This is a genomic window from Bacteroides faecalis (genome assembly GCF_003865075.1).
Lineage (GTDB): Bacteria > Bacteroidota > Bacteroidia > Bacteroidales > Bacteroidaceae > Bacteroides > Bacteroides faecalis.
The window spans coordinates 244,413-266,293 of record NZ_BHWB01000002.1 but is presented as its reverse complement, the minus strand read 5'-3'; the positions used below and the strand labels follow the sequence as shown (position 1 = coordinate 266,293).

The following is a 21,881-nucleotide window of genomic DNA, read 5'->3' as shown; positions in this document are numbered from 1 at the left end:
TTTATTGATTTTTTTATTGATTAGAACAACATATTTCTTTTTTAGTTTCAATTTTTGCTTTACAAAGTGAAAGACCTTTGATTTTTTCAATTTTATGCTCTATGAAAAGAAAAAATCAAAGAGATAATTACATGTATGATGTATGCTTTTATGACTTAGTAATTTCTCCAATCAGGCATGAATTCATTTTATTACGAATTTCCTTGTTGGGTAATTCATGTCCCAATAAAAACATCAATTTAGTAATTGCACATTCCGGAGTGCTATCATAACCACTGATAACTCCTGCTTCTAATAAATGCATTCCGGTTTCATAACGTTCCATTTCTACGGCTCCCGAGGAACATTGTGTAATATTTACTATGATAATTCCTCTTTCTGTTGCCTCTTTTAGTTGTCTGATAAACCACTCTTTTTGTGGTGCATTCCCTGAACCGAATGTTTTCAGAACAACAGCTTTCAAACCGGGAACATGGAGTAGAGAAGTGACTATCTCTTCTTGAATACCAGGGAAAAGAGTTAATATGACAACGTTCGTATCAAATAAATAGTGCGGTTTGAGTGGCTTGTTTGGATCTGGTTTGCGAATAAGGTTAGGTTCATATTTAATATGGATGCCTACTCGTGCCAGTGGGGGATAATTAAAAGAACGAAAAGCATTGAAATTTTCAGCGTTTATTTTGGTTGTACGGTTACCACGCATTAAGTGATTTTCAAAGAAAATACAGACTTCAGGGACTATAGCTGTCCCGTCAGGATGTTTCGCAGCTGCTATCTCAATAGCTGTGATCAGGTTTTCTTTTCCATCTGTACGCAATGTTCCAATAGGCAGCTGAGAGCCTGTTAAAATCACCGGTTTACTCAGATTTTCGAGCATAAAACTTAGTGCAGAAGCAGTGTAAGCCATTGTATCTGTCCCATGAAGGATGACAAAACCATCAAAATCATCATAATTGTAATTGATAATTTTAACTAACTTGGCCCAGTAGACAGGCTCCATATCCGAAGAATCAAGAGGAGGATTGAATTGATAAGAAGAAATACGGTAATTGAATCTTTTTAATTCGGGAACATGCTTGAGCAAGTGGTCGAAATTAAAGTTTTCCAAAGCACCTGTTTCGGGATTTTCTATCATTCCGATAGTACCACCTGTGTAAATTAACAAAACGGATGGGGCATCTACTCTCATAATTGACGGATCTTTGTTAAATTGCTAACAAAGATATAGATTTATCATGAATAATAAATAGTGAATGATGTATTTGTTGGTAGTTTATATTATAATGTTATAAAAATGAATATTTATTCGTATATATACTGCGAATTAAAAGAAAAAACAACTGAAATAAATCATTCACTATTTGTCATTGGGGGGATATCTTTATTTGAGTGCTTCTTTTAAGCGAATGATCGCTTTCTCAGGATTCTTTTCTTCTTCAAGTAAAGCTACGAAACGACTACCGATAATAGCTCCGGAAGCATGTTCACAAGCTGCTTCGAAAGTTGCTTTATTAGAAATTCCGAATCCTACCATCAAAGGATTACTCAGATGCATGTCCTCTATCTTTTTAAAATAGGCCTTTTTTTGTCCATCGAAGTCTTGTTGGGCACCAGTAGTAGCTGCCGATGATACCATATAGATGAATCCGTCTGTATGTGCATCAATTTCCTTTACTCGTTCTTCACTTGTTTCAGGAGTGATAAGCATGATAACTTTGATGTTGTAACGTTCAGCTATGATACGATACTGTTCCTGATAGTCTCTGAAAGGTAGGTCTGGAATAATAACACCGTCGATGCCACATTCCACACACTTCTGGCAGAAGTTCTCAAATCCAAATTGCATGATTGGATTTAAATATCCCATTAATATGAGTGGTATCTTTACATCTTGACGAATATCACGTAACTGTTCAAAAAGAAGTTTCAGAGACATACCGTTACGTAAGGCTTGAGTGGCAGCATTCTGAATAACAATCCCGTCAGCCATGGGATCACTGAATGGAATCCCGATTTCAATCATATTGACACCTTGTTTCTCAAGGGTACGGATTACATTGGCAGTACCATCTAGGGTTGGGGTACCGGCACAAAAATAAATGGAAAGCAAATTTTTCTTGTTGCTGCTGAAAAGTTGGTTTATTCTATTCATGATTTTGATTATTTTTGATTGATTATATAATTTCTAATTTATGGAGAAATTCCTGAATGCACTTCGTATCTTTCTTTCCCGGTTCCAGCTCAAAACGGCTGTTGATATCGTATCCTGCTAAACGTGGATGCTTGAATCTTTTCAATTGCTGAATACTATTTATATCGATACCTCCACTTAGAAGAAATGAAGTCTTCCCATTGTAGGTATGGAGAATATTCCAATCGAATTGTGAACCAGAACCACCGTGTTGTTTACATTTAGTGTCGAATAAGAAATAATCACAGACTTCTTCGTAATTGCATACATTTTCCAAATCTTGGATATTGGATATAGAGAAAGCTTTGATAATTTTTATTCCGTGAGTAGATAGGGAATGGCAATATTCGGGTGATTCGTTGCTATGGAGTTGTACATAGTTCAGTCCAAAGCGATCAGCATAAGTCGTGATAACTTGTTTGTCTTCGTTAACAAATACTCCGACACGTTGAGAATGAGCTGGCAAATAGGAGGGTAACTCATATACAAATCGGGGAGATTGAGGATAGAAGATGAAACCTATCATGTCTATACATCCAAGTGCTTCCAAGCTTTGTATATTCTCAGCTTCTCGCATACCGCATACTTTGATTATTTTTCCATTTACCATGATACTATTCGTTTTGAAGATTTGGGATTATTGAATTGATTGTATAAAACTTTGTAGAGTTTCTCCTGGTTGTGGAGTTCTCATAAATGTTTCTCCGATCAAGAAGCCACGAAATCCGTTTGCTTGAAGTTGTTTTACTACTTCAGGATTAGAGATGCCACTTTCCGAAACCAACACTGTATCTTGAGGAAGTTGTCCGGCCAGACGGAAGGAGTTCTCTATGTCAGTAATAAATGTTCCCAAATTACGGTTATTGATGCCTACCATATCAACGTCCTTATTTATATAAGATAATTCTTCGGTACTATGAATTTCTAACAAAACTTCCAATCCCAATATATGCGCTTGTTCTGTCAATTGCTGACATTTGTCTTTTTCCAGTGCGGCAGCAATGAGAAGTACTGCATCTGCGCCAACAATCTTTGCCTGATACAATTGGTATTCATCAATGATAAAATCTTTTCTGAGGATTGGTATATCAACTAAAGGACGTACTGTACGAATGTCTTTCAAAGAACCACCAAAAAACTTTTCATCGGTAAGTATCGATAATGCAGAAGCACCTGCTGCAACATAAGAAGGAATAATCTTTTCTGGACATGCATCCTGCTTGATCCATCCTTTTGAAGGTGAACGGCGTTTGAATTCGGCAATAATGCCTGAACTGGAAGATGATAAAGCCTGCTTCATGGAACGTGCCATCGGAATATCCCCGATGCCTTCTTGCAATTGTTCGAGTGATATTGTTTGTTTTTGCAGATCAACTTCGAATCGTTTGTTAGCTATGATTTCGGATAATATATCTTTCATACGAGTTTTATTTATTCAGTTCGATAAATTTTTTGAGGGTTGCCAGAGCTCGGCCACTTTCCAATGATTCTTTAGCGAGAGCGATGCATTCTTCAATTGTTTTTTCAGGGCGAATCACATGAATAGCAAAAGCTGCATTGATCATTACTACATTTTTTTGTGCATTTGTAGCTGTATTATTCATTACACAGTCAAAAATCTTTGCAGCATCTTCAGGAGTTTGCCCACCATCCAGTTCTGCTTCGGTGCATCGGGAAAAACCAAGTTTTTCCGGAGTATAAATTTTCTCGTGATCACAGGTGGCAACTTTAAATTCGTTAGTCAGAGAGATTTCATCGTATCCATCCAGACTATGAACTACTGCGAACTTTGTTTTACTTTCCTGATAAGTGTAAGTGTAAAGACGTAACAGAGGGAGATTATAGACACCCAATAATTGATAAGCAGGAAGTACAGGATTTACTAATGGACCGAGCATATTGAAGAAGGTACGTACGGCTAGTCCTTTACGTACAGGTGCAACAGCTTTCAGAGCCGGATTAAATAACGGTGCATGTAGATACGCGATGTTACACTGTTCAATGCTTCTCCGTAATTGATCTACATTGCTAGTAAATTTAACTCCATGTTGCTCCATTACATTACTAGCTCCACTGACAGAAGTTGCCCCATAATTACCATGTTTTACAACCGGAAAACCTGCTCCGGCTACAGTAAAAGAAGCCGCTGTAGAAATGTTGAAAGTGTTCTTACCATCACCTCCTGTACCCACAATGTCTATTGGTGAAAACTCACTTAAATCGACAGGGACCCGCATTTCTAACAGAGCATCGCGGAATCCGCATAATTCTTCTACGGAAATATTACGCATCAAAAAGACAGTAATCAGTGAAGCGACTTGTACATCATTATACTTTCCTTGTGAAATGTTTTGTAAAATAGTGCGAGCTTCGTCGCGTCCCAGATATTGATGTTCAAAAAGTTTATATAGAATCTGTTTCATAAGTTTAGCTATTTAAAAAGTTCTTGATAATTTCTTTACCTTGTGGAGTAAGTACGGATTCCGGATGAAATTGAATTCCGTGTACATCATAAGTTTTATGGCGTAGTGCCATGATCTGTCCTTCTTTACTTTCTGCCGTGATTTCTAGACAGTCGGGGAAATTATCACGACTGACTACCCACGAGTGGTAGCGTCCTACAGAAATTTCTTTCCCTAAGCCTTGAAAAAGAATATCTTCATGAAGGATGGATACTGGAGTTTGTACTCCATGATACACTTCTTTTAGGTTTTCCAAACGGGCACCGAAAGATTCTCCAATGGCTTGATGTCCTAAGCAAACTCCCAAAATGCTTTTAGTTGGTGCATATCTTTTGATAATAGGTAGTAACAATCCGGCTTCTTCTGGTATTCCTGGTCCGGGAGAAAGGATAATTTTATCGAATTGTTCAACTTTGTCAAGAGATATCTGGTCATTACGGAATACTTCTACATCTAGAGCACCAAGCTCTTTTACAACGTGTAAAAGATTGTAGGTGAAAGAATCATAGTTATCTAAAAGTAATATTTTCATTTTTATATTTTATTTCTAAAGTTGATATCTTAAAATGAAGTTTTAAGTAGAGTTATAAGATCAATTCTTTAATGTAACAGCTAAATCAATCGCTTTTTTCAAAGCTCCTAGTTTATTGTTCACCTCTTGTAGCTCATATTCTTCCTGGCTACGTGCTACTATACCCCCTCCGGCTTGAAACCACAATTCATTGTTACGACTAACAAAGGTACGTATAGTGATAGCCTGATTTAATTCTCCGTTCAATCCGATGAATCCGATACAGCCTCCGTAAGCACCACGATTGTGCGGTTCTATTTCGCTGATCAGTTGCATAGCACGGACTTTGGGAGCACCGCTTAAAGTCCCTGCCGGGAAAGTGTCGATAAAAGTCTTTATTTTATCCGCTCCTTCGTTTAATACTCCGGAAACACGACTAACCAAATGGATGACATGACTGTAATATTGGGGTTCTTTATAGAATAGCACTCGTACATCATGACAATTTCGTGAAAGATCATTTCTTGCCAGATCTACCAACATGACATGTTCTGCATTTTCCTTGGGATCGGCTAATAATGCTTCTGTTAATTCACGGTCTTTGACTGTATCTCCTGTACGGCGTGTTGTTCCAGCAATCGGATCAATATAGGCGTGCCCATTTTCTATTTTACAATGTGTTTCGGGTGAAGAACCAAATATGCGATATCCTCCGAAATCAAAGTAGAAAAGATAGGGAGAAGGATTTATACTACGTAAGGCACGATAAACTTTGAAATCATCTCCCGCGTATGGCTGTATAAATCTACGGGAAAGGACGATTTGGAATACATCACCACGCATACAGTGAGCAATTCCTTTACGCACATTGGCTTTGTGTTGTTCGTCGGTAATGGAACTGGTAACAGGGCCTGTGACTGCAAAATTGTAAGAAGCATAATTACGGTTTTCAATCGCTGCCTCTAGTTCTGCCAAGCCGCTTTCTTCGCCTTCGGAAAGCATTTCTACTAATGTCAATTCATTTTTGAAATGATTGAAGACAATTACATATTTATATAATATGTATAGTAAATCCGGTGCGTCATTTTGTTCATCATGGCTTTCTTTTACAGGAATCTGTTCGAAGTACTTTACCGCATTAAAAGTGGTGTATCCATAGAGTCCACATACATTTTTGTTTTCTCCGCTGACATGAAACTGATTAATAAAACGATTCATGGCTTTTTCTACAGTGAAAGTCTTACTTAATGGTTCTTGGCTCTGGGAGTGATCCGGATAAGTAGTAGTTACGACGCCACTATTTATTCCGATAGTTGCCAATGGACAAAGTGCGATGAATGACAACGAATTTTCTCCGGCATGATAGTCGGAACTTTCCATTAATGCAGATTGCGGATACATATCACGTACTTTCAGATAGATACTGACAGGAGTATGCATATCTCCAAGTACCTGTTTACTATGAGTGGTGTAATTAAATGTTTTCATCTTTGTTAATTTTGAATGGTCGATCATTTTTTGTTAATCGTTAAATGCTAAATATGTTTCAACATCTTTATCTCCACGTCCTGATACAGTAAGTACGACTATATCATCAGCTTTGAACTTCATCTTTTTCAAAGCACCAAGAGCATGTGCCGATTCTAATGCAGGAATAATACCTTCAAGTTTGGTTAGTTCATAGGCTGCTTCTATCGCTTCATCATCATTTACAGCCAATACGGTAGCACGCTTTTGTGCTGCAAGATTGGCGTGGATAGGTCCGATACCGGGATAATCAAGCCCGGCAGAGATAGAATAAGGTTCTTCAATTTGTCCGTCTTCGTCTTGGATAACGTAAGTTCGTGCTCCATGGATGATTCCCATTTTACCTAACTGAATGGTTGCGGCAGTCATTCCTGTTTCTATTCCTTTCCCGCCAGCTTCTGCAAGAACGATATTGATTCGTTCGTCATTGATAAAATGATAAATAGTTCCGGCAGCATTACTTCCTCCTCCTACGCAGGCGATCAGATAATCAGGATGGTCACGTCCCTCTTTCTCCAAAAGTTGTTTTTTGATCTCTTTGCTAATAACAGATTGCAAACGTGCTACCATGTCGGGGTAGGGGTGAGGTCCTACGGTAGAACCGATAATATAATAAGTATCCGAAGGATGGCAGCACCAGTCGCGGATTGCTTCATTTGTTGCGTCCTTCAAGGTCATGTTACCTGAAGTGACAGGGATTACTGTTGCTCCTAACATTTTCATTTTTTCTACATTAATGTGTTGGCGTTCAACATCTGTTTTGCCCATATATACAATGCATTCCATATTCATCAATGCACATACGGTAGCTGTTGCCACTCCATGTTGTCCGGCACCCGTTTCAGCAATAATCCTTTTTTTACCCATGCGACGTGCCAATAGGATTTGTCCAATAGTATTATTGATCTTATGGGCGCCCGTATGATTTAAATCTTCTCGTTTGAGATATAGTTTACAACCATACTTTTCGGAAAGTCGTCGTGCCGGATAGAGAGGTGAAGGACGTCCTACGTAGTCACGTAATAATTGGTCGAACTCTTTTTTAAATTCTTCACTTTCGAGTACTTCAAGATACGTATTCTTCAATTCCTCTACACATTTGTGGAGTATTTCCGGTACATAAGCACCACCGAACTCTCCGTAATAACCATCCTGATCAACTAAAAAACTTTTCATGATTCTTATTTTTATTTGTTAAAACTCTAACTAGATTTGAAATTTGAGTATATGAAAAGAGCCCTGTCGCAAGTTGCGACAGGGCTCTTTCAAATATCTTATAACTTTAATGAAGTATATACATACGAGCACTGCTCCCTTACGACTGTCGGAGTTGTAACGGGCGCCACCACCAATATGTATTTACTAACATTGTTCTCATATCTTTTTTCTTTAATTCGCAGCAAATATAGACACTTTGTTTTAAACAACAAACTTTTGATGACTTTTTTTCTTCCTGTTTTTGATTTTTTCTAAAATAGAACAATTCCCTTTCTTAATCTGTTCTAATAAATATTGAATATTAAAACAGAAACAAATTATGAAACAGAGAAAGATTTTAGTAGGCATTGCCGTAGCTATTTTTATTATACTTTTACTTTATTGGTTGCTTGTTGCAGAGGATATGAATGCATGGTTATCAGCTATGGTTCTTTGACATGTGCGCCATTGGAGCATATGCAGCCAATTTGAGCGAAAACTTTGAAAAAAGTCAATTACTCGAAATCTTTTTAATAAAAATGTGAGAATCTGAAGTTGAGAAGATGTTTTATGACTAGTTTAAACCTCAGTGATTACTGGAATTTTGAACTGGAAACAGGAACCTTCTCCTTCTTTTGATTCGACTCCAATACTTCCTCCCATACGTTCGACGATTACATTGCTAAAAGGTATACACAAAATTTTAGGAGTGCAGTTCAGTTATAATATCCATAGGGTAGCTTTCTGTTAGGCAACTTTTTCTTTAAGTAAAAAAGAACTTTTATTTTATTGTATTCGATTTGTTAAAACTGTACTTTTATAGCGGAATTGTGATTGTTAATATAATAATGACGTATGAAAACGATACGAATATTCATTGCATCTTCGGAAGAATTATATGATGATAGGAATGTCATTAGCCTTTTCATTGAGCAACTAAATGAAATCTATGAATCTAAAGGGCTACAATTCAAAGTTGTCAGATGGGAAAATCTGAATCCGGCCTATGAAGGTGTGAGAAAGCAAAGCGAATACAATGATAAAGTGCGCAACAGTCAGTTATTTATAGCACTATTTTATCATAAAGTCGGAATGTTTACGTTAGAGGAGATATCGGTAGCTCAGGAATCATTGAAAGAAACGGGATCTCCTGCTATTTGTTTTTACATAAAATCTTTGCAGGTTGGAGAAGAGGAAAAAGAGGAGATGAGGTTATTGAAAGATCGGATCCTAAATGAAATGAAGCATTTTATTGAAAAACCATATTCACATCCGGATTCATTAAAACTAAATATTGTATTGCAATTACAGCGTTTAGAAAATGGAAATGTTATTCAGGCCAAAGCCGAAGAAGATAAAATAATGGTAGATAGCATTTGTATTGGCAGTTTAAATAACATATCCTTTGTTAACAGAAATAAGGTGTTCAGGCAGATAAGTGATACAATAGAATATTTGCAGAATGAATTGATAATGCTGAGAAATGATGAAAAAGATTTAGAAGAAGACGTTCAGGATTTGAAAAGTAGTGGTATCCAAACAGAAAGATTGCAGAGGAAACAGCATCGGTTGGATGAAGTGCGAAAAAGAATTGCCGATCTTATGTTAAGATTAAAAAAACAGAAAAATGAGCTTAACATGCAAAGTAAGTCTTTATTGAATACGGCAATACAGATTAATCAATTTTCCATTGATAATCAGAGTTATAGGCTAAGAACTGCAATCGATTTATTTGAAAAAGGAGAGACTGAGGCTGCGGATGCACTTCTTGATTTTGATGAAATAGCTGATGAAGCTCATAAACATATTTCAGATATTCATCTAGGAGCGAAATTGATGGAAGAATCTATCAAAGCTTTAAAAGTAAATATTTATCAGTTGCTGCTTAAAGCTAAGAATTTGAGGAATAACAGACGTTCTCATGATCAGACCGAACAGATTGATACAATATATAAACAGGTGGTTAAATTGATATCAGAAGTACCTGATGAGAATTTCCGGGCTATGACTATTTATGAAATAGCTCGATCTTATCAATCATGGGAATACAATGCTGAAGCTATTAAGTATTATGTCAAAGCGTTGGATTGCTATCAGAAAATAGCTTTATCTCCGGAGGGTGAAGAAAAACTAGTTGAGACTCAAATAATGATTGCTACTATTAAAAATAATTGGGCATATCTTCTGAAAAGTACAAATCGGAATAGTTCTCGTGTAGAAGATTTATATAAAGATTCTTTGGGGATCTATGCGATGTTGTCTGAAAAGTTTAATGAAATCTATAGATTGGATTTGGCACAAGTACTTAATAATCTAGCTGGTTATTATCAGCAAGAACATCGAATGGCGGATGCAAGGCTGACTTGGAAGGAAGCTTTGGAGATGTATAAAAATGTTTCTCATAAATTGAATAAAAGAGATTGGTTAACGATTGCTTCAATTAAAAATAATTTGGCTGGGATATATGCGCGTACGCATAATCGGAAGAAAGAAGGAGAAATGTTATACAATAGTTCTTTGGATATTTATGCTTCTTTATTGGATAAGTCTAATGGAGATTCTTTTTATCTTCAGGAAGTGGCTAAAATAAAAAATAACTTGGCGACTCTTTATGTTGAAATGAAACGATACGACGAGGCAGAAATTTTGTACAGTGATGCATTGGGATTGTACAATAAGATGAAGGAGCAAGAACAAACCTTTAATGAAACTCATATTGCTTGGACTCAATGTAATATGGGATATTTATATAAAAAAGAAAAAAGATATGATGAAGCTGCTTGTCTTTATGAGAAGGCGATAGACATTTATAATAGTTATGTATGCTGGGACGAAGCTACTTATTTACCGCAATTGGCTTGGGCAAAGGCTTGTTATGGAGGTTTATACTATTATACTCATAAAGATAAAGAAAAATACGAAGCACTTTATCAAGAGGCTTTGAATATTTACCAGAAAATATCTGTTGAAAACAATTATATTTATTTACCGGATATAGCTTCTATTCAGAATAATTTGGCGATACTATATAAACGTAATAATGACTTACTGCATGCGTATGAACTGTATTCCAGGGCATTGGAGAATTATCGTTTGTTGGATGAAAAGACTCCTGGGGTGTTTACAAGAGCTATGGAAGTGATACAGGGTAATATGAGTGCTTTAAAATAAGTATAGAAACAAATTTTCGATATGTTTTTGCCAATTGGTAGTCATCTATAATTTTTATTAAAGGCGGTATGCAAATGCTTATGTGCTGTTTTATTGTTTAAAACTTAGATATGATAGCTTATGAAAAACAATTATATATTTCTCAATTACTATATAGGGATTGTGTTATTGTTATTTCTACCTTTGTTGTTAGGGGATATCAATAATGTTTGGGCTATCTCTGATTCATATTGGAAAAATAAGAGGCAAGGGATAGACAATGCTATTGGGAAAGATAGTTTGGGAGCTTATTATACTGGTGTTTATCCTAACTTGTTTAAAGAGTATTTGGGAATTTCACAGCAACAAACAGATGAAAAAATAGAGCAAATATGGGAGCATTTCTTTGTAAAGGATGCAACGAAGGTTTATTTTGAAAGTGATGACAATACAGCTTACATTTATGATACAGGTAATCGGGATATAAGGACAGAAGGAATGTCCTATGGTATGATGATTTGTGTTCAGTTGGATAAGAGAGCGGAATTTGATAAGCTATGGAGATGGGTTAAGAAGAATATGTTGTATACATCGGGAAAGTGGGCCGGATATTTTGCATGGCAATGTGATATAGAGGGTCGGAAGATAGGAGAGGAGCCTAGTTGTGCTCCGGATGGTGAAGCCTATTTTATAACCTCTCTGTTTTTTGCTTCTCATCGATGGGGAGATGAAGATAGTTGTAATTATGGTCGTGAAGCACAGGAAATCTTGAAGAATATTATGTCAAAAGATGGGACGATTGGTGTTTTTAATATGTTCAACCCGGATTCCAAATTAATAACCTTTGTTCCTTCAGGAAATATGTGGAAAATTACGGATCCTTCCTATAATCTGCCGGCATTCTTTGAACTTTGGGCTGCTTGGACGGATACAAATAAAGATTTCTGGCAACAAACTCCGGATGCGGCTCGCTGTTTATTGGCTGAAGCTTCACATCAAAAGACAGGATTATTTCCTGATTATTCTACTTTTGAGGGGAAACCTTATCAACCGGAGTGGAAAAAAGATTATGATGCAAGACGGTATCAGTTTGATGCAATAAGGTGTGCGATGAACATCGGCATGGATTACTATTGGTTTGGGAAGGATGCTGAAAAACAAACGATTATGATGACACGTTTACTGAAATTCTTCAAACATGATAATTTTTTGCATGGGCAGTTTAACTGGGATGGAAGTGGTGCAAGTGGTAAATATTCGGAAGGAATGGCAGGGGCAAATGCTGTTGGAGCTTTTGCTCTTAAAGATGATAATTTGAAACGTGAATATCTTCAATACCTTTGGGATGTAGCGATTCCTAGCGGTACTTATCGTTATTATAATGGTATGGTATATATGCTTTCCATGTTACATGTAACTGGTAATTTTAGAATATTCAAACCCTGATTCTCGAGAATTCCATACAATTGAATGAACTTGAAATGTATTTATTTTGTTTTTATTAAGGTGGAAAAGAATTATTTTTGTTCACTCAAATAAATTTTTATCCAATCAAAATAAAACATTCATTTTATTTTTGCCTATGCAGGTAACTCTTATCATTCTAGTTCTTTCAGCTGCTTTCTTCGTAAATGGCAAGATACGTTCGGACCTTGTCGCACTCTGTACATTGGTTGCACTACTTGTTTTTCAGATATTAACGCTGGATGAGGCATTGTCCGGGTTTTCCAATTCAGTGGTCATCATGATGATTGGACTTTTTGTACTAGGAGGAGCCATTTTTCAGACAGGATTAGCTAAGATGATGAGTTCACGAATTCTTAAACTTGCCGGGACTAGTGAGATATTTTTGTTGTTGGTTATGTTGGTAACTTCTGCTATTGGCGCATTTGTTAGTAATACAGGGACAGTGGCGTTGATGCTTCCTATTGTTGTTAGTTTGGCGTTGAGAGCCGGTATGAACCAAAGTCGTTTACTAATGGTTCCTGTCCAAGAAAGGGCAAAAAGAAGAGAATGCACTTACAGGTAAATCGTTAAAACAATTAGTCAAAGAGTATGGATTGTCCAGCAATCTTTTTCGTTTACAGGTTATCGGAGATTCCCGGTTGTTGGGAAAAACGATCATTGAACTGGATATTCGCCGTAAATATGGACTAAATATTTTAGAGGTTCGTTGAGGAGATGTATCACAATATCGTTTTCTGAAAACGATTACACAAAAGTTAGCGGCTATATTGCAGGCAGAAGATATTTTGTATGTAACAGGAGATATTGAAAAGGTGCAGCTGTCTGCCGAAGATTATTTGTTAGGGATGTTAGATGGACATGCAACAGAGGAAACGCTACAAAAGAATAAATCGTTGGACTTCTAAATTATAGTTTAATTTACAGCAATGGGTAACAAGAAATTAACAGTAGCGGAATTTATTTGTATGTTGCTACAAATGGCCTCTTTGTGTACGGACAAAGGTACGATAAAAAAGTGAAATTTCATGTAGCGAAAAAGAAGAAGACAAAGGCATTGCGGATTTTTCCATTGTGGTTACGTTATTAGAGTTTGTACTGTCCAGTCCGAACCTGCGTGCAATTTGCGAGACGTTACATTCAATATAGTCCAGACTTCCGCACGTCTCGATAGCATCCTTGTATTTGAGATGGGTGGCAGGTAATTGTCCGCGAAGTTGTCCCAACTTGATATGGTAAGCCTCCTCCTTACTGCAAGTGATGTCATACCCCGTGCCAATAACAGATGACGGTGATACAAGGAGAGGTAGCGTCGAAATCCAGAAACCGTTACCTTGCAGGTACGGCAGATTTCCGCACATGACAAACACGTAGAGCGATACAGTTTGATTGCCTGACGATATTTCTCTTCTGTCTCCGATCGAATCCCCCGGAAACGGTTGCATGGATTATCTTTTTTATCGGGAATATTCACAACAATGCCTTGGCTTTATGCATTAGGAGACTAAACAAGCAAGCCAACTTTCGTTGTTTACCGGAAGTTGGCTTGTCTGTTCGTGAATGCTATCGTTTTGCGTTATAAATGTTATTATTTTTTGCGTGCGGCACGTATCTTATAAGTATTCATGCGATCTTGCTGTGAAACAGCACTATTATATATATATGCATTCACATTATCGCTGGCTGCTGTTGAACTCCAATAGTCATTTGAGAGAGGATAAGCCGTATCGAATAAATCACTTTGCTCATTACTTGCGGGTAAATACCACACAATGTCATCCCTCATAATTTCAGGAATCCAAATCGTTACTTGCTCTCCACCTTGTTCTATAGTAATTTGTTTTTTTGTGAACTTGTTTTTCATGACAGCCATACGGGCAGCAAAGTTCTCAACTGTAGTTTGTTCGCCACCTGTGACGGTCTCCGTAAAATTACCAACTGCATTGTTACGCAACTGGTTCTCTACATCTACGATATCACCAATTCCCTGATGGAAATAAAGGTTACGGGTGTTTTCTAATCCGTCTGTTTCATTAGTTACCCCTTCCAAAGAACTAATTAGAGAATAATCCAGTGTGACTATCGTTTCTGTAATTACATCACCTATTATAGTACTTATTGTTTTTAGTTCCATATTCAGATAATTAGGATTCCCATGAGTCTTCATAGCCTCTTGTGCAATGTCACGAAACACGTAAGCACCAAATAATTGCTTCAAATTTGGGAAAAAACCTTGCCATTTGGGTTTCGCTGAAAACACCACTTTCCTATTCCATTTAAAGCCGAATGGATAGTTGCCGCCGTTATTCTCCTCAATGCGTTCATAACCTATACCCTGTGCATTCCAACTCGGACAGAGTTGTTGTACGGTGGCGGTAGTTGGAGTAGCTCCGGTAACATTATCTGGAGTGACTTGGAATTGGAGGTCGCGGATGTCATCACCAATATTCTCGGTCACATACACGTGGTAAATAAAACTACCACTGCCTGTACCGGATATTGTATTTGCCCCCTTGTCATCATTGATCCAATAACCTTGTTCCTGCAAGGCTGTCTTGGTCTGGGTAAAGAACACATCGTTCGTAAGGTTGGAAGTCAACTTCCATGTTCCGTCGTAGTCTTTTACATTCACGGTAATCGGGAAAGTAATATAGTGAGCATCTTGTGCATCAGTCGGAACTTCAATATTCATCTCATATTCCGGTGTAATGGAGAGCTTGTAAGTCACGGTAGTCCCCATTGTCCATTGCGTATTTCCAATGGAAGCGGTGAGTGTGCGGTCTGTGCCTGAAGCATTGGAGAACACCACTTCCACCATCGCACCTGCGGGCAGTGTCTGCGGCAGCATCATGAATGTGCCTTCCGGTGTAGTGATTGCATCCCCGTTAGCTTCGCTTCCAGTGGTGGTTTTATTCAAAGTCTGCGAGAAATCCGTGATCGCATCATCTAGAGTCCAAGTACCGGTAGCCATATTGTAAGTTCCGGCATTCTTCACCCCTTTTAAGGCTACGCTCTTAATCTGACCAGGTTGCATCTGGCTACCCACGGCAAAACGCACGGCGGTGCAGATGTGTTTGAAGGTGAGAGGTACGGCAGTGTTATTGTTACCTTGTATCTCTGCGGTAGTGGCCACCACAATGTCTTTCTGTGCGGCTGCATCTGCTGGAACTGCATAGCTGAGTTCTTTGCTTTGCGGAGTGGATGGGGTGGTCAGACCACTGGCAGCTGTCGGTGCCCAGGCATAGAATTGGAACGAATGATCTGCTCCCGGCCAATAATATATTTGATTCGTACTCCAAACAGAACCATTATTGGTGGCATCCTCGTCCATATAGAACTGGCTGTCAACGAGCGTTCCATTCTTACTCCAGTATGCCAGCACATGGAACTTGTCATAGAAACTAGCATTTGTGACGGGCACACCGCGTGTCAAGGCTTGTTCGCCCTCGAAGTCGGATACGTTGATGCCGTCTGAAACAATGGTACGGACACAAAGCGTGTCTGCCGAGTTGTCCGACCGCAACACGAAGCGACCAGCAGTATATCCTTCGTCATTACCACTGGCATATCCCCTTGTCTGTATGTTCTTATCGGACGATATGCCAAAACAAATGTTGTCACAGGCTTTCTCCGGATTCCCGCTTTCGAGAAAGTCTTCGTTTTTGCACGAGAAAAGTAGTGTACAAAGCAACATCGTTGCCATGCCACCTGCCATCCTACTCAGATTTTTCTTATGTACCTTCATTTCTTCTGTTTTATATTTGTTTGCCTGAAGCAATACGCCTCAGCTGTTAGTGAGTGTAAGGGGAACATTCAACCCCTTACACCCTGTAGGAAGATCGTTTACTTTATGGATGATAATCCCAGATACACGATCCTAAATCGGTCTTATGAAAGATCTTGAATTAGTTGCCGCTCTGAGTAGTAGGAACCTTCAATGTTTGCTCAACATCAGTGTTGTTCCAGTCATCAACATTAACAACTTGAAATTCGATAGGCTGCAGCGGGTTCTCAGGATCCATGATATTCTCGTGAGTCAAAGTAGCCTTGAAATCGTAGCAGTAACCGAGCTTGAACTCAACGTTCTTGATAGTTACAGTGTGGACGAATGTACCCAATAAAACTTTATCCTTAAACAGTTCGGCGGTGAAAGTTACAGTGTATGTAGCGGAATTATTCATCGGAATCATCAGCTTCTCATTGTAGCTTTCAAGAGTAGTAGCATTTGCGATGACAGCGGCTTCGTCAACGGTAGTATTGTCGGCTACTACATTACCGAAGTTCAATTCAAGATTGTTATTTTCTTGACCACTCCAAGAGTTACCGACAGCTGCTACAGTCAAAGTACCCTTTGTATAAGCATTTATGATTTTCACATTCTTTATTTTTACATTGTAACCTTCGCCCACTGCGTTCTCGAACGAGAATTTCACTTTTGAAAGCTGGTGGCTGAATGTCATGCCAACAGGAGTTTTATATGTTTTCGTTACCTCTGTTCCGGTAATTTGCGCGGGAGCAGCGTGGAGCAAGTCTACTTGGTTTGCGTCCGTGTTGGTGAAAGCCACCTGCATTTCTACTTTTGTGGCATTTTCAGACAATGTAACGTCAGAAACATTCTCCGCAACACTGTAAGGTGCAATGGCACCGAAAGTGTAAGTGTTGCCCGGAACCCAGTACTGTAACTGATCGTATGACCATCCGGTAGAGGCCGTACCTCCTTTATACACCTTGTCTCCCTTAAAGATCTGGCCTTTTTGAGTAAAACCATACACGGCAAAGTCTTCCAAATTGTCCTTCGTAAAACTTGGGTCAACAATGCTACGTGTTCCGTTGTTCACGAATGCGTTGCTGAAACCGATAGCTTTTGACTGAGCCATTTCCACAGTCTCGTCGTTGCTGCAGCTTGCTAACATAGCTGTTGCTGCCAATCCAATCAAAAAGATCTTTTTCATTTGATTAAAAATTAAATTGTGAATAAAAATGTTTTAATAACTCTCTATATAAATCAAAGAGGAAGTTCTATGTCCTCGTAATTTCCCCAGTCTTCCACGTCCACATCGAAGCCGGAGCCGCCTTCCGTACCCTCTTCATCGGATATTTCAATGCCACGCACCACAATGACACCTCCCTGCGGTTGTGCCGCAACCTGATTTGTTACGTCGAAATCGAACGACTTGATTTTTCCGTTCTTCAAGCGTACTTCCAAATTCAGTCCGTATTTCCGGACGGCCCTTGTGCCGTAATGCCCGTTAGGAAAATCTGGTATTCCGAAAGAACGGACCAAGGCTTGTGTGCCAAAATCTTCCACCGTACAGTCGTATAGTACGGTGGCAGCGTCTCCCGAAGTTTGACCGCTGTTCAGCCATACCGACTGCGCCATGCCCGCCAAGGCACCACGTGCCAGCGACACGTATTCTACCCCGTGGCTGAACTCGTAACGTATCAGATAGGTGAACACCAACGGGTGCATGGTGACAGGTATTACGTCGGTCTCGGTCGAGCGTTCTGCCACGTATGAATCCATATAACTGCCATAAAGCATATCGGGCTGGTTTACCGTATTCTCCGATGCCTTCTCCATGTGGGAATTGCCAAGATAAGAGGAACGGGTACGGGTTCGGGTGGTCGCCTTTGCTGAAGCGAACGACTGCATCTCGTCGAATACGATGTATTCCGTATCGTTGTTGTAGAACAGCAGGGAATGTTCACCCGGTCGCATGTACACGACATCCCCTTCGGGAACAATGTTGATGATGTCATCGGAACCATCCGCATTATACACCTGTACGCGCAGACCATCCGGCATTCCGGGGCCTAATGCATCGTATTCCATTCCGAACGATTCCTGCCACGTGGGGTAATTCTTCCAATTTGTACTGCCCTCGTAGGTATATTGCCATTCTTTTTCGTATTGAGCCTCTATGCGCACCTCCGATTTCGGGGCATGCGGGTCATGGTCAAAACATAAGCCCTTGTGTTCGCAAGATGAAAGCAACATGAGCATTCCCACGAACAAGGGAACGTATTCCATTACAGTGTATATCCTTTTCATTTCACGCCTCCTTTCTTATTGTTGCTGTTGCTTCTTCTAATAAGCCACACCAGGGAGATTTCCGCTTTCGTCGGGCCGAACCAGTGACGGTTTTTAGTTGCCTTCCATACATAGTGACCGTCTAAGGGGGTATATTCGTAATATTTCCCTCCCCAGTAACCCACGCCAAGCGTGAAGTCGATGTTCAGACGGTTTGTAACGGGCAACGAGTAACCGTATTCCACGCCTGCTGCGTAATTCGTCTTGTCCCAAAGTGTCCCACCGGGTTCACCGCCCATGTAACCTTTGCCTCCCCATTCGAAATCGTATGTGAATACCTGTCCGTAAACACCCACGTGATGTCCCGTGAGTGGCTTTTCATTAGCTTTCTTTCCGAACCATTTACGCACGGCGATGTCACCTCCGTATATACGCCAATAACGGTGGTTGCTGTTCTTTTTCCACCACCCGTACATCCAGTTGCCGCTGATTGACCAGTTCTTGCCCAAATAGAATTCCACCCCGATATTGGGAACGGCCAGCACGTCATAAAGCATGTTGGTCTTGAGGGCCATGTAGAAAGGTGTTGACGTTTCGGCGGGAACTGTCACGACCTTGTCTGCTTTTTCCACAACGGATGTCGTGTCGGCAGGAGTCGGCACAACCGGGTCTTCCTTGACAACCGGCTTTTCCTCGATTATAGGCTTTTGACGGATCGTCACGAGAATAACACTGGCATTCCGGATCTGGTCAAAGAAATGTTTGTGCATGTAATGCCAAGTCCGGCCATATTGCAGCTCCATCAGGTGTTTCTTGCGGCTGTCAACCAGTACACCTTTATTATTATAGGTAAATTCGGGTACGTTGCGCAACACGTCCACCGCCTCTTCCTTGTGGGGCATATCGGACACCTCGACCAGCTCCGCGAGGCGTTCCCACGCGATAAATCCTTCGGGACGTGATATGATACCATCCGGAAGTGATATGCGTTCACGTACATAACGCTCCAAAGAATTGCGGCGTTTTTCCGCTAATTCCTTGTTTATTGCAAATCCGCCCTCGGGTGAAGCGGAACCGCAAAAAGACACTTCGACCAATTCGAGCGTACTGTCTTTTTTCACACTTTCCAGAAACGACACCACTTCGGACAGGCGTGTGGCGTTGTCACCATAAGCCGTGTCCAGTGTCGAGTTGCCGACCGGAAATCCGATACAGACCTCCTTCCGGCTCTCTTGCCCGAACGCCTGGATGCACCCGAGCAACATGAACGCTGATACTATTAAACCTCTCATGTGCATATTATCTTTATTTAAATCCGTTTCTTTGTAAGAAACGGATGTTTTGAATAATAAGTTGATAATCAATAGGTTTAAGAGTGGAGCTAGTCGTTTTGATTAACAGAAAAACGTGTTATTGAATATAAAATGTGAAAATATATATTCCAATGTGTTACAATTCAAGATTTTTGCTTACCTTTGCATTGAACATCTGTTTCTTACAAAGAGACAGATGTTTTTGTTTGACGAATGGATTATTGTAAATCGCTAATAATCAATTCATTTGCCCGATCAATCACAGTTGAGTCAATCGAAGCGAGATATATTTGCGTGGTAGTAATGGAATCATGCCCGAGCGCGTCCGAGATGACATTGACCGGCACATTCTTCGACTTGGCGATGGTTGCCCAGGCATGGCGGCTGACATACGTCGTGAGCGTAACGGGCAGTTGTATCATTTCGGTTATGATTTTAAGGGATTTGTTCACGCGGCGCAACGCTGTCTCGTACTGCTTGCGTTCATCCCTTCCGGGACGGATTATAACAGGAAGCAGGTATGGCGAGTCTTTATTTGAATAGCGGTTAATTATTTCTTCTATTTGCTTGATAGCTTTTATGTGCAGCAACTGACCGGTCTTGTGACGGCGATAAGACAGCACCCCATTCTGAATGTCTGACTTCTTCAGGAACGCCGCATCTATGAATGACATTCCCCTGCAAAGGAAGAGAAAGAGGAAGAGATCGCGTGCAAATTCAAGGCCGAGTTTTAGCGAGAGGTCAAGATTTCTGATACGCCTGATGTCGTTGATTGATATGGCCCGTTTAAGTGTCTTCTCCATCCCGGTAAACACCGTGCGGAAGGGTCTTCGGTCTTCGGTCAGTCCTTGTTCCACGGCACGGTTATAGACCGCACGAAGTATACGCATGTAAAAGGATATGGAGTTGGGTACAAGTCCATTCGAAATCAGATATGCCTGATAATCCTCCATGAGTATGTAGTCTATGGAATCAATGGAAACATCCCCGTTACCTCGGAATTGTTTGAAACTGCCTAGTGCGGCACTGTAATTTTTGGCTGTCCCGATGTGATTCAACTGCCGGAGGCGGACGATGGCATTCTCCATAAAATTAAAAAAGGAATTCTCCCCTCCGGCACGCCGGAACTCGGCCACCACGTCATCCGATGAATAGCTGTGGCGCCTGTTCTCGAATCGTTTGATGATTGCATCCAGCCGTTCCATATCCGAACGTAACTTTCGGGTTATCGACTGCACGATAGCTGTACGCCCGTTATTGTCTGCCGGTATCGGTTTGGATTGTTCCTCATCCCATTCATGGGGAAACACTTTATAACTGGTGGTGATCTGTCTGGTGATACGGCGGTGAGTTACCAGACAGACGATAGTTCCCGGACGACCTTCGACCGTCGAGGGACGGAATTTTACTTTTACTGTAGTCATACTTATATTTTTTTAATTGATAATGTACCATAGTCAGCGCTTTAACTTGTGGCATGTAAAAATGGTCAATGCAATACAGACGGCAAGAAGGCCAGCGGAATAACCGAGTATTTTCCACAGCATGAGACTGTGTATGAACCGGACGTTGGCCATGCAGGTGCAGATGAAAGCCACCAAAAGAAAAATGATCACCTCTATCATGCACTAGAATGCGGTGGTGGAGATGACCACACGGTCTTTCATCGACAGGTGGTCAAGCAGTTTCGCGCTTTCCTTGTCAATCCTGCCGGCTATCTTCTGGCAGACCGCCTCTCCTTCCCGTTCAAGTGCACGTCTGGATTCCTCGCCAATGGTAATTTTACTCGCTCCGCGCAGGGAGGAAACAGCGTCGTCCAATTTGGGCAGGGTTTCCGAGAACCTGCTTTCGAGTTTTTCCACCTTGTCATAAAGAATGCCTACGGCCTTGTAATTGTTTTCCAGCGCGTCGGTCAGGCGGTCTTCCTCCTGCATCTTTTTAGTGAAGGAAAGATAGAAGGAAGATATATCTTTAAATTATTCAAGTCCACAAAGGAGATTATTTAGGTCTGTAATGAGAGCATCTAAAAGAGGGG

At 40.2% G+C, this 21,881-nt stretch carries 17 protein-coding genes and 1 pseudogene; 3 read left to right on the top strand and 15 right to left on the bottom strand.

Annotated features, from left to right (window positions below; all coding sequences use genetic code 11):
• Positions 1 to 148 precede the first annotated feature (148 nt).
• From EJF25_RS03845 to trpB, 8 genes are all read right to left on the bottom strand, one after another.
• Positions 149 to 1,189, bottom strand: coding sequence for an asparaginase (locus EJF25_RS03845; RefSeq protein WP_125040127.1), 1,041 nt, complete (start codon positions 1,187 to 1,189; stop codon positions 149 to 151).
• Between the two features lie 192 nt (positions 1,190 to 1,381).
• Complete coding sequence (gene trpA, locus EJF25_RS03840) at positions 1,382 to 2,152, bottom strand: tryptophan synthase subunit alpha (protein ID WP_125040126.1); 771 nt, start codon at positions 2,150 to 2,152, stop codon at positions 1,382 to 1,384.
• 22 nt (positions 2,153 to 2,174) lie between these two features.
• Positions 2,175 to 2,801 carry a phosphoribosylanthranilate isomerase gene (locus EJF25_RS03835; RefSeq protein WP_125040125.1) on the bottom strand — a complete coding sequence of 209 codons (627 nt, stop codon included), beginning with the start codon at positions 2,799 to 2,801 and terminating at the stop codon, positions 2,175 to 2,177.
• A gap of 27 nt (positions 2,802 to 2,828) precedes the next feature.
• Complete coding sequence (trpC, locus tag EJF25_RS03830) at positions 2,829 to 3,611, bottom strand: indole-3-glycerol phosphate synthase TrpC (protein ID WP_125040124.1); 783 nt, start codon at positions 3,609 to 3,611, stop codon at positions 2,829 to 2,831.
• A 7-nt stretch (positions 3,612 to 3,618) separates the two neighbouring features.
• A complete protein-coding gene (trpD, locus tag EJF25_RS03825; RefSeq protein WP_125040123.1) occupies positions 3,619 to 4,614 on the bottom strand; it encodes an anthranilate phosphoribosyltransferase in 996 nt (331 codons plus the stop codon).
• Positions 4,615 to 4,618: 4 nt separating this feature from the next.
• On the bottom strand, positions 4,619 to 5,185 hold the full coding sequence (locus EJF25_RS03820) for an anthranilate synthase component II (protein ID WP_125040122.1): 567 nt from the start codon (positions 5,183 to 5,185) through the stop codon (positions 4,619 to 4,621).
• Between the two features lie 60 nt (positions 5,186 to 5,245).
• Entirely contained in the window at positions 5,246 to 6,652 is a 1,407-nt protein-coding gene (locus EJF25_RS03815; RefSeq protein WP_125040121.1) for an anthranilate synthase component I family protein, read from the bottom strand.
• 33 nt (positions 6,653 to 6,685) lie between these two features.
• Positions 6,686 to 7,867 (bottom strand): tryptophan synthase subunit beta, encoded by a 1,182-nt coding sequence (gene trpB, locus EJF25_RS03810; RefSeq protein WP_125040120.1) that lies wholly within the window; start codon positions 7,865 to 7,867, stop codon positions 6,686 to 6,688.
• A gap of 1,152 nt (positions 7,868 to 9,019) precedes the next feature.
• Between trpB and EJF25_RS03800 the strand changes: the two genes are divergently transcribed.
• The 3 genes and pseudogenes from EJF25_RS03800 to EJF25_RS03790 all read left to right on the top strand — a co-directional run.
• Entirely contained in the window at positions 9,020 to 11,059 is a 2,040-nt protein-coding gene (locus EJF25_RS03800; protein WP_160119369.1) for a tetratricopeptide repeat protein, read from the top strand.
• A 120-nt stretch (positions 11,060 to 11,179) separates the two neighbouring features.
• Positions 11,180 to 12,484: a family 8 glycosyl hydrolase gene (locus EJF25_RS03795; RefSeq protein WP_125040118.1), complete on the top strand. Its 1,305-nt coding sequence runs from the start codon at positions 11,180 to 11,182 to the stop codon at positions 12,482 to 12,484.
• 136 nt (positions 12,485 to 12,620) lie between these two features.
• Positions 12,621 to 13,407, top strand: a pseudogene (locus EJF25_RS03790) (cation:proton antiporter regulatory subunit); the annotation flags it as partial.
• Between the two features lie 69 nt (positions 13,408 to 13,476).
• Here EJF25_RS03790 and EJF25_RS03785 read toward each other — a convergent pair.
• The 7 genes from EJF25_RS03785 to EJF25_RS25390 all read right to left on the bottom strand — a co-directional run bounded on the left by EJF25_RS03785 (position 13,477) and on the right by EJF25_RS25390 (position 21,780).
• A complete protein-coding gene (locus tag EJF25_RS03785) occupies positions 13,477 to 13,947 on the bottom strand; it encodes a hypothetical protein (protein ID WP_235016700.1) in 471 nt (156 codons plus the stop codon).
• A gap of 143 nt (positions 13,948 to 14,090) precedes the next feature.
• Positions 14,091 to 16,247, bottom strand: a complete 2,157-nt coding sequence (locus EJF25_RS03780; RefSeq protein ID WP_235016699.1) for a fimbrillin family protein — start codon at positions 16,245 to 16,247, stop codon at positions 14,091 to 14,093.
• Between the two features lie 160 nt (positions 16,248 to 16,407).
• On the bottom strand, positions 16,408 to 17,454 hold the full coding sequence (locus tag EJF25_RS03775) for a fimbrillin family protein (RefSeq protein ID WP_125040117.1): 1,047 nt from the start codon (positions 17,452 to 17,454) through the stop codon (positions 16,408 to 16,410).
• Between the two features lie 53 nt (positions 17,455 to 17,507).
• Positions 17,508 to 18,554 carry a DUF5119 domain-containing protein gene (locus EJF25_RS03770; RefSeq protein WP_125040116.1) on the bottom strand — a complete coding sequence of 349 codons (1,047 nt, stop codon included), beginning with the start codon at positions 18,552 to 18,554 and terminating at the stop codon, positions 17,508 to 17,510.
• A complete protein-coding gene (locus EJF25_RS03765; RefSeq protein ID WP_125040115.1) occupies positions 18,551 to 19,825 on the bottom strand; it encodes a DUF3575 domain-containing protein in 1,275 nt (424 codons plus the stop codon). Before EJF25_RS03765 ends, EJF25_RS03770 begins: the two co-directional genes overlap by 4 nt.
• Before the next feature lie 239 nt (positions 19,826 to 20,064).
• A complete protein-coding gene (locus tag EJF25_RS03760) occupies positions 20,065 to 21,270 on the bottom strand; it encodes a tyrosine-type recombinase/integrase (protein WP_125040114.1) in 1,206 nt (401 codons plus the stop codon).
• A gap of 204 nt (positions 21,271 to 21,474) precedes the next feature.
• Positions 21,475 to 21,780, bottom strand: coding sequence for a hypothetical protein (locus EJF25_RS25390; RefSeq protein WP_125040113.1), 306 nt, complete (start codon positions 21,778 to 21,780; stop codon positions 21,475 to 21,477).
• Positions 21,781 to 21,881 lie beyond the last annotated feature (101 nt).

Excerpts from the sequence above, each read along its gene's own strand:
- EJF25_RS03845 (WP_125040127.1), bottom strand. The coding sequence starts at position 1,189 with ATGAGAGTAGATGCCCCATCCGTTTTGTTAATTTACACAGGTGGTACT.
- trpA (WP_125040126.1), bottom strand. The coding sequence starts at position 2,152 with ATGAATAGAATAAACCAACTTTTCAGCAGCAACAAGAAAAATTTGCTT.
- EJF25_RS03835 (WP_125040125.1), bottom strand. The coding sequence starts at position 2,801 with ATGGTAAATGGAAAAATAATCAAAGTATGCGGTATGCGAGAAGCTGAG.
- trpC (WP_125040124.1), bottom strand. The coding sequence starts at position 3,611 with ATGAAAGATATATTATCCGAAATCATAGCTAACAAACGATTCGAAGTT.
- trpD (WP_125040123.1), bottom strand. The coding sequence starts at position 4,614 with ATGAAACAGATTCTATATAAACTTTTTGAACATCAATATCTGGGACGC.
- EJF25_RS03820 (WP_125040122.1), bottom strand. The coding sequence starts at position 5,185 with ATGAAAATATTACTTTTAGATAACTATGATTCTTTCACCTACAATCTT.
- EJF25_RS03815 (WP_125040121.1), bottom strand. The coding sequence starts at position 6,652 with ATGAAAACATTTAATTACACCACTCATAGTAAACAGGTACTTGGAGAT.
- trpB (WP_125040120.1), bottom strand. The coding sequence starts at position 7,867 with ATGAAAAGTTTTTTAGTTGATCAGGATGGTTATTACGGAGAGTTCGGT.
- EJF25_RS03795 (WP_125040118.1), top strand. The coding sequence starts at position 11,180 with ATGAAAAACAATTATATATTTCTCAATTACTATATAGGGATTGTGTTA.
- EJF25_RS03785 (WP_235016700.1), bottom strand. The coding sequence starts at position 13,947 with ATGCAACCGTTTCCGGGGGATTCGATCGGAGACAGAAGAGAAATATCG.
- EJF25_RS03780 (WP_235016699.1), bottom strand. The coding sequence starts at position 16,247 with ATGAAGGTACATAAGAAAAATCTGAGTAGGATGGCAGGTGGCATGGCA.
- EJF25_RS03775 (WP_125040117.1), bottom strand. The coding sequence starts at position 17,454 with ATGAAAAAGATCTTTTTGATTGGATTGGCAGCAACAGCTATGTTAGCA.
- EJF25_RS03770 (WP_125040116.1), bottom strand. The coding sequence starts at position 18,554 with ATGAAAAGGATATACACTGTAATGGAATACGTTCCCTTGTTCGTGGGA.
- EJF25_RS03765 (WP_125040115.1), bottom strand. The coding sequence starts at position 19,825 with ATGAGAGGTTTAATAGTATCAGCGTTCATGTTGCTCGGGTGCATCCAG.
- EJF25_RS03760 (WP_125040114.1), bottom strand. The coding sequence starts at position 21,270 with ATGACTACAGTAAAAGTAAAATTCCGTCCCTCGACGGTCGAAGGTCGT.
- EJF25_RS25390 (WP_125040113.1), bottom strand. The coding sequence starts at position 21,780 with ATGCAGGAGGAAGACCGCCTGACCGACGCGCTGGAAAACAATTACAAG.